At 55.0% G+C, this 7,835-nt stretch carries 7 protein-coding genes; 4 read left to right on the top strand and 3 right to left on the bottom strand.

Annotated elements, in window-relative coordinates; translation table 11 throughout:
* The 4 genes from uvrA to Q8Q07_05645 all read left to right on the top strand — a co-directional run.
* A partial coding sequence (gene uvrA / locus Q8Q07_05660; protein MDP3879777.1) for an excinuclease ABC subunit UvrA occupies positions 1-1,482 on the top strand: 1,482 nt, incomplete at its 5' end.
* Between the two features lie 12 nt (positions 1,483-1,494).
* On the top strand, positions 1,495-2,781 hold the full coding sequence (locus tag Q8Q07_05655; protein ID MDP3879776.1) for an MFS transporter: 1,287 nt from the start codon (positions 1,495-1,497) through the stop codon (positions 2,779-2,781).
* Positions 2,778-4,043, top strand: a complete 1,266-nt coding sequence (locus Q8Q07_05650) for an MFS transporter (GenBank protein ID MDP3879775.1) — start codon at positions 2,778-2,780, stop codon at positions 4,041-4,043. The genes Q8Q07_05655 and Q8Q07_05650 overlap by 4 nt, the downstream gene beginning before the upstream one ends.
* Positions 4,040-4,591, top strand: a complete 552-nt coding sequence (locus Q8Q07_05645) for an HDIG domain-containing protein (protein ID MDP3879774.1) — start codon at positions 4,040-4,042, stop codon at positions 4,589-4,591. Before Q8Q07_05650 ends, Q8Q07_05645 begins: the two co-directional genes overlap by 4 nt.
* A gap of 35 nt (positions 4,592-4,626) precedes the next feature.
* Here the strand turns inward: Q8Q07_05645 and Q8Q07_05640 are convergent, their stop codons facing one another.
* Genes Q8Q07_05640 through Q8Q07_05630 form a run of 3 tightly spaced genes read right to left on the bottom strand, consistent with a single transcriptional unit; the run spans position 4,627 to position 7,591 of the window.
* Positions 4,627-6,192 (bottom strand): recombinase family protein, encoded by a 1,566-nt coding sequence (locus tag Q8Q07_05640; protein ID MDP3879773.1) that lies wholly within the window; start codon positions 6,190-6,192, stop codon positions 4,627-4,629.
* On the bottom strand, positions 6,189-7,169 hold the full coding sequence (locus tag Q8Q07_05635) for an ImmA/IrrE family metallo-endopeptidase (GenBank protein ID MDP3879772.1): 981 nt from the start codon (positions 7,167-7,169) through the stop codon (positions 6,189-6,191). The genes Q8Q07_05640 and Q8Q07_05635 overlap by 4 nt, the downstream gene beginning before the upstream one ends.
* 23 nt (positions 7,170-7,192) lie before the next feature.
* Positions 7,193-7,591 carry a helix-turn-helix transcriptional regulator gene (locus Q8Q07_05630; protein ID MDP3879771.1) on the bottom strand — a complete coding sequence of 133 codons (399 nt, stop codon included), beginning with the start codon at positions 7,589-7,591 and terminating at the stop codon, positions 7,193-7,195.
* Positions 7,592-7,835: the final 244 nt, after the last annotated feature.

The raw sequence follows: 7,835 nt of genomic DNA, 5'->3' as shown, positions 1-7,835 counted from the left end.
GCTCACCAGGTTCTCAAGGAGATTCAAGCTCGTCTGGGCTTTCTTGATGATGTCGGTCTGGGCTATCTGACCATCGACCGTCCCTCGGCGACCCTCTCCGGCGGGGAAGGTCAGCGCATCCGGCTGGCTACCCAGATTGGCAGCGGGCTGATGGGCGTGCTTTACATCTGTGACGAGCCGACGGTAGGGCTACACCCGGCTGATGACTCCCGGCTTATCGAGACACTGAAGAGACTGAGGGATTTGGGGAACACGGTGCTGGTCGTGGAGCATGATGAAGCCATGATGCGGGCGGCCGACCATATTATTGACATGGGGCCTGGCGCCGGTGAGCATGGGGGACGGGTGGTGGCTACAGGGACACTGGCGGATATCATGGAATCGGCAGGATCCGTAACCGGCCAGTATCTGAGCGGGAGGAAACAGATCCCGCTACCCCGGCAGCGCCGTCCGGGTCCGGGTGAGGAGATGATAATCAGGGGAGGCCGGCAGAACAACCTCAAGAATATTGATGTCCATATCCCGCTGGGCAAATTTGTCTGTGTGACCGGAGTCTCCGGCAGCGGTAAGAGCACCCTTATCAGTGAAGTTCTGTACAAGAAACTGGCGCAGGTATTTTATCACTCCAGGGAGAAGCCGGGAGACTGTGACGGTATTGACGGCATGGAGCACATCGACAAGGTGGTCAATATTGACCAGTCGCCTATCGGGCGTACCCCACGCAGCAACCCGGCGACCTATACCGGCACCTTCACGCCCATCCGTGAGCTTTTTGCCACCGTCCCTGAAGCCCGGATGAGGGGCTACGCTCCGGGACGCTTCTCCTTCAATGTGAAAGGAGGACGCTGTGAAGCCTGTGGCGGTGAGGGGTTTATTCAGATTGAGATGCAGTTCCTGCCCGATGTCACTGTCCCCTGCGAGGTGTGCCAGGGCAAGCGGTATAACCGCGAAGCCCTGGAGATTAGATTTAAGGACAAGAACATCGCTGAAGTGCTGGATATGACGGTAGAACAGGCGCTGTCTTTCTTCGAGCATTTTCCCCGGGTGAAGAGCAAGCTGGAGACTCTGCGGGATGTGGGGCTGGGTTATATCCGGCTCGGCCAGCCGGCGCCTACGCTCTCCGGCGGAGAAGCGCAGAGAATAAAGCTGGCTACCGAGCTTTCACGGCGGGCTACCGGCCGGACGCTCTATATTCTTGACGAGCCGACTACCGGACTCGCCTTTGATGATGTGGCGGCGCTGTTGAAGGTGCTGCAGCGTCTGGCTGATTCGGGAAACACGGTGGTTGTTATCGAGCACCACCTGGACATCATTAAGAACGCTGATTATATTATCGACCTTGGCCCGGGGGCTGGCGATGATGGGGGCTATATTGTCACTACGGGAACTCCTGAAGAAGTGGCTCAGGTGACCTCTTCAGCCACCGGGCACTATCTGAAAAAGGTACTGTCCAGGAGCATCGAATATTCTGTCACCGGCTAGTGAGGTGGGCATTTGGCGAAGCAGGGAGTATCAGTCCTGGCAGTAGCGGCGAAGCCCCGCTTTTTTTATGGCTACGTAGTGGTGATGGGAGCGGCCGGTATTCAGCTGGTAGCCTGGGGTATCTTTAATACCTACGGCGTCTTCTTCAAGCCGTTGCTTACGGAATTCGGCTGGTCAAGGGCGGCGATTTCCGGCGCCGCCTCGGTCTCTATGTTCATCCTGGGTTTTCTGGGTATCATAGCCGGGGGTTTGAACGACCGGTTCGGCCCGCGGATTGTGATGACCGCTTGCGGCTTTATTTTTGGCGCGGGCTACATATTAATGTCGCAGGTGAGCGCTCTCTGGCAGTTATACCTGTTCTACGGTGTGATTATCGGCATCGGCGCAAGCAGCGTGGATGTCATTTCCCTGTCTACGGTGGCCCGCTGGTTTACCCGGAAGAGAGGGAGAATGAGCGGTGTGGTCAAAGCGGGCGCTGGCATCGGCATGATGATGATGCCTCTGGTAGCGGGCGCGCTTATTCTGGCTCTGGGCTGGCGCAATTCTTACCTTGTTCTGGGTGCTCTGGGTTTAGTCTCCTTGATATCCGTCACCCAGTTGTTACGCAGAGACCCGGCCCAGATGGAGCAGCTACCGGATGGCGCTAAGAAAACGGATGGCGGTGATGTAAACCGGCTTCCGGAGGGGTTAGCTTACCGTGAGGTGGTACGTACCAGGCAGTTCTGGCTAGTGTGTACGGCTTATCTGCTGACCGTTTTCTGTACCTATACCATTCTGGTGCATATTGCGCCGCATGCCATGGACCTCGGGATATCCGTGACCAGCGCGGCCAGCATCCTGGCGCTTATCGGTGGGGTGAGTACGGCGGGCAGGCTGGTAATGGGCGGGGCCGGTGATAGAATCGGGAACAAGTCAGCCCTGCTTATCTGCTTCGGGGTACTGGCGGTATCTTTATTCTGGCTCCTGCTGGCTAAAGAGTTGTGGATGTTCTACCTGTTTGCCGTCATCTACGGTTTCGCTCATGGGGGGTTCTTTGCCGTGGTCTCGCCGATTGTGGCTGAGATGTTCGGCACGCGCGCCCACGGGGTGATTCTGGGCGCTGTCAATTTTAGCGGCACTATCGGCGGGGCGATTGGCCCCGTGCTGGCCGGGTATATCTTTGATATTAATCATAATTACCAGGTGACCTTCCTGCTTCTGGCTGTATTCAGTGTCACCGGCCTGGTACTGGCGGCATTGTTAAGGCCGGTTGGACTGGTTGGATTGGTTGGATTGGTTGGAGAAGGGGACAGCCGGTGATTAGCGACGAAAGAGTATCAACACCGGCAGTAGCGGCAAAGCCGGGGTTATTCTACGGTTATGCAGTGGTTGGCGCCGGTTTTGTCGCATCGGTGTTTATCATCGGTTCATACCTCTCCTTCGGCGTTTTCTTCAAACCATTATCAGCCGAGTTTGGCTGGACACGGGCGACGACCTCGGCCGCCATGTCCGTGGCTGCCCTGGTGATGGGCTTTGCCAATATCGCTGCCGGCAGACTGACTGATAGATACGGCCCCAGGCTGGTATTGATACTCTGCGGCTTGTCTATGGGACTGGGTATTTTTCTGATGTCACGGGTCAACGCTCTCTGGCAGCTATATCTGTTCTACGGAGTGCTGGTTGGTATCGGGATGAGTGCGGCTGATGTTCCAATAATAGCCACGGTGGCCAGGTGGTTTGTCAAAAGGCGGGGGATGATGACGGGTATTACCAAGGTCGGTGCTGGTATCGGCATTATGGTGGTGCCACTGCTGGCGACCTGGTTGATTTCCAGCTACGGCTGGCGTGACGCTTACGCTATTACCGGTATTATTGTCTCGGTAGGGATTGTCTCGGTAGCTCTGCTTTTCAAGCGTGACCCGGGACAGATAGGCAAGCTGCCGGATGGTGTTACCGAAGTACCGGTAACACCATCCGGGGTCATTGCCCGTCAGTTTTCGATAAGGGAAGCGATAGCTACCCGTCAGTTCCGGTTATTCTCGGTAACGTGGTTCAGCTTCATGTTCGGTTCGCAGGTGATCACCGTGCATATTGTGCCCCACGCCACTGACCTGGGGATTACAGCCACCGTAGCGGCCAGTATTATCACCGTGATTGGCGCTGCCAGTATCGTGGGCAGGTTTGGCCTGTCCAGCCTCAGCGATGTCATCGGCCCCAGAGTGGCCTACATGATTGCCTTTACCCTGTTAACCGCCGGGCTGCTCCTGGTGCAGTTTACCCGGGAAGTATGGATGTTCTATCTTTTCGCTGTCCTGTACGGGGCAGCTCACGGGGCTTCCTTTACCCTGCTTTCCCCGATGATTGCCCGGCTCTTTGGTCTGGCGGCGCTTGGAGCCATCCTTGGTGTAATACTCTTTGTGGGTACCTTTGGGAGCCTTATCGGGCCAATGCTGGCCGGGTGGATATTTGATATAATGGGTAATTACCAGCTGGCTTTCTGGATTTCTCTCGGACTCAGCGGCGTGGGTCTGTTCATGCTCTTTCTATTAAAACCGACTGGTAAAGAAGGAGGTAAGAAATGACGCGCGAAGAGGCACTTGAATCTGTTAAGGCCAATGTAGAAAATGAAAACCTGATAAAGCACATGTTAGCCGTCGAAGCAGTTATGCGGGCACTGGCGAAGCGGCTTGGCGAGAATGAGAGTGAATGGGGCATGACCGGCCTCCTCCATGATATCGATGTGGAGCTTACCGATGGGGATATGGACAACCACAGTAAGCTGGGGGCTGACCTGGTCAGGGAGATGGGGGGCAGCGAGGCAGTAGCCCAGGCCGTCCTGTGCCATAATCAGGCCCACGGTATCCCGCCGGAGACCAGACTGGACAAGGCGTTAATCTGCGCTGATCCATTGACCGGGCTAATCACGGCGGCGGCCCTGGTGAGACCCGACAAAAAACTGGCTGGTGTTGAGGCTGCATCGGTCAGGAAGAGATTTAAGGAGAAAAGCTTTGCCGCCGGCGCCAGCAGAGAGCAGATTGCCGGTTGCAGTGAGCTGGGACTTGAGCTTGATGAGTTTATCGAGCTGGGACTGAAAGCGATGCAGGGAATTGCCGCCACCCTGGGGCTGTAGATGTTTCAACCTCACCCCCTTTATCCCCCTCTCCTTCAGCCGAGGTGTACGAAAGGTAAAACTCCTACCGTCTCGTCTGACAGGCTGGATGGGGGCATAGGAATAGTATAATACAAACTCACTTCCGAGTCACCCACCTCAATCTTGTCCACGAAAGACTTGAGGAAGACTCTTTGCTCAACAATAGAAGACTTCTCCAGCAAATCTTTCAGGTCGTCAACATATTCCATAACGACACGCTTATCAGCAATGTCCACCGCCTGGGAACGCAGTATCTCCTCCGACTCAGCCTTTGCTAGCTCCATCCCTTCCTTCTTCTGGAAAAGAGCCTGTATTCTGGGGGCAAGCTCTCCACCCTTAAACTCCCCTGTCTCCAGTGCATCATAGAGCTTGCTCAGCCGGCTGTCCGCTTCAGCAATCTGACTCTCCAGAAGTTCCAGCTTCTCTCTTTCCCCGGTGTAAGTCTGGGCCAGTTTCTCATTAGTCATCCTCACCAGCTCCTCAAGGTTATCATCGGTCAGGATACTGTCTCTGATACGGTCGACCACAAACCCTTCCAGCCGATCTTTGCGCAGGACAGGCGACGGGCAGGTTTCTCGGCCCTTTCTGCGGGCGTTACCACACATATAGTACCGGTAGCGACTGTTACCTCCATGGCCTACCATAGCCGCTCCACAGTTCGCACAGCGTATCAAGCCGCTTAGCAGGTATGGACTATCTACTTCCCTGGGATGGATGACTTGGGGCGCTCGAGCGGCTAACTTAACCTGTACCTCATCAAAGAGCGTCCGGTCAATCAAGGCAGTCCAGGCATCCTCGATTCGCAAGAGGGTAACACCATTCGCTGCGCTGCCCGTTCTAGGCCGCTTGCCCCACACCAATGTTCCGGTATAGGCCTCGTTACGCACTATCTTCTCAATCGAGGTTGCTCCCCACTTTTTCCCTGTGCTGGACAGCAGACCGTCAGCGTTGAGTTCCCGGGCGATAGTCTTGAGTCCCTTGCCCCTTGAACATTCCCGGAAGATGCGCTGCACGATAGGCGCTGTCTTGGGATCAGGCTCAAGCTTGGTCCTGGGGGTATCACCGTCCTGGACTTTCACCCTGATATAACCGTACGGGGCTCTGCCGCCGTTGCAGAAGCCTCTGCCGGCGTTTTCTTTCATTCCCCTGACCACATCCTGGGAGAGGTTGGCAGAGTAAAATTCATCAATGACTTCAATGATACCTTCGAGCAGCCTGCCCGAAGGCGTATCCTCCATCGGTTCGTTGATGGAGACTACCTGGATACCCTGCTTCCTGAGCAGTGATTTGTAGATAATAGAGTCCTCCCTGTTACGGGCGAATCTGGAGAGTTTCCAGACAAGTATCGCCTGAAAGGGAGCGGGCTTTTGCCGGGCAGCGACAATCATCTGTTTGAAACCGGGTCTGTCGATAGAGCGTCCGCTCTCAGCTTCGTCGATATACTCCTTGGCTACTTTGTGACCATTCCGGACGGCATATTCCCGCAGCGCTTTTAGCTGGGCGGAAACAGACAGGTCAATATCCTGACGGTCCGATGATACCCTGGCATAAATCGCTACTTTCTTAGATTCCACGCTCATAGATAACCTCCTCTTGATCTCCATATACAATCATGAGATTTACGGCATTTTGTCTCCGATGGGCATGAAATATCTCCGTTAACCGGTAGCGGCTCGATTCCTTCTACCTGGTAAGAGATCATGCCAAACTCTTCAACAGGTACAGCTAAGAGTATCACCCGGTAAGGCTTCCGTCCAGCGGAAAGGAGAGGACGCACGAGTATAGCGGGCGAATCTTCAATGTGGGTACTTCGCCAGAGTAACGGATGACCGCCGGTTACGGCAGCGCAGACAAGTGACCCAACGCGGGGATGGCTGTTGCGGGCCGGCACATTCTGCAGCCCGCAGAGGTCCCTTATCCGTCTGGCTCGCGGCGTCTTTACCACCACTGTAACCACGAAATCGTCAATTTCGGTATCTTCACCTGTAGCGCCATCCAGACGATGTTCATAGAGGACGCCGACCAGGGGGATATCTACGAAATGTTGTCCGAGGGCAATGAGCAGGCACTGGTGTGAAAGCTCAAGGTCTTCGCCGAGCTTCACCAGGTCGCAGCCTGTCGCACCGGCCCTGCCTAAAAAGAAACGCGGCGGTATCAGCGCCGCCGCGGCAAAACGGTCGGCAGACTGGCTCATCTGCGGTTCCTTCATCAAGCTGTAGCTGGAGTCCATGGCGTCGATATTCTTTTGAATAACCTCAAAAAGCTCGTGGAAGATGGTGAATTTCTGGGTTGCCGGCCTGTCTTCAGCCGAATAATGGATATACCAGTACCCGTTAGCTGTCATGTTGGTGCCGCCGCTCTTCAAATAGTCCACCGCCTCGATCTTGATACCGAGAGAGCGCACGAAGGTGATGGTTTTTGCCAGGCTCGGGGTGCGCTGAATTACGGCGTATTCCCTGAAGACGTCCCCCAGGCGCACGGGGTCATCGGCATACCGGCCTTCTTCATAGTCCAGAACATAACGACAGAGATCCCCCAGGCTACCCGGTGCAGTCATCGTATATCCTCCGTGTAGTCAGTTTAGATGGTCAGTATCCTTTTTCCTGACAAAGTCTCGTAGGTGATAACAACGCCCCTTTTACCTTTAACATCGAGATCCTCGCCCCTGATCCGGGTGCCCAGCTTGTAATCCGGATCAGCCATGGCGTACTGGAAAGCGGCTTCGATCCGCTCTTCATCGGTAGCGGTAACCTCCGGTTCGTCCAGGTAACCGGCTCTCATGAGAAGCTCTCTCACCGTTACCTTGTAGGCCCGGGCCAGCTTCCTCAGGATATCCGGCCGCGGGGGCGGCCTGTCCCCCTTCTCCATCTGGGAGATATAGGCGTTGGAGACGCCGTATTCCTTCTCGACGTCGCGTAAAGACATGCCCTGTCTTTTTCGCAGACTCCTCAGGAACTGGCCGAAATTTGATTCCTCCATATTCCTCCTCTTTCCCTGTTTTGTAGGTATTGTAGCACACTTGCTAGCAAAAAGCAAGCACTTATTTGTGGCAATGTCATTAAACGCTTGACATCCCCAAAAATCCTGTCTTATAATAGCATCATGCAAGCCGTCGAGACCACCCTGGAAGAGCTCTTCAAGCATAACCTTGAAATTCTGAAGGTATGCGAGAAATTCGGCTGGGGTAAGATTGAGATTGCGGTAAAGGACGGGAAGCCGGTTA

It is taken from the genome of Dehalococcoidales bacterium (assembly GCA_030698765.1).
Classification (GTDB): Bacteria; Chloroflexota; Dehalococcoidia; order Dehalococcoidales; family UBA2162; genus JAUYMF01.
The sequence above is the reverse complement of the archived record's forward strand: the minus strand, read 5'-3'. Positions and strand labels throughout refer to the sequence as shown.

Excerpts from the sequence above, each read along its gene's own strand:
- Q8Q07_05640 (MDP3879773.1), bottom strand. The coding sequence starts at position 6,192 with ATGAGCGTGGAATCTAAGAAAGTAGCGATTTATGCCAGGGTATCATCG.
- Q8Q07_05645 (MDP3879774.1), top strand. The coding sequence starts at position 4,040 with ATGACGCGCGAAGAGGCACTTGAATCTGTTAAGGCCAATGTAGAAAAT.
- Q8Q07_05635 (MDP3879772.1), bottom strand. The coding sequence starts at position 7,169 with ATGACTGCACCGGGTAGCCTGGGGGATCTCTGTCGTTATGTTCTGGAC.
- Q8Q07_05630 (MDP3879771.1), bottom strand. The coding sequence starts at position 7,591 with ATGGAGGAATCAAATTTCGGCCAGTTCCTGAGGAGTCTGCGAAAAAGA.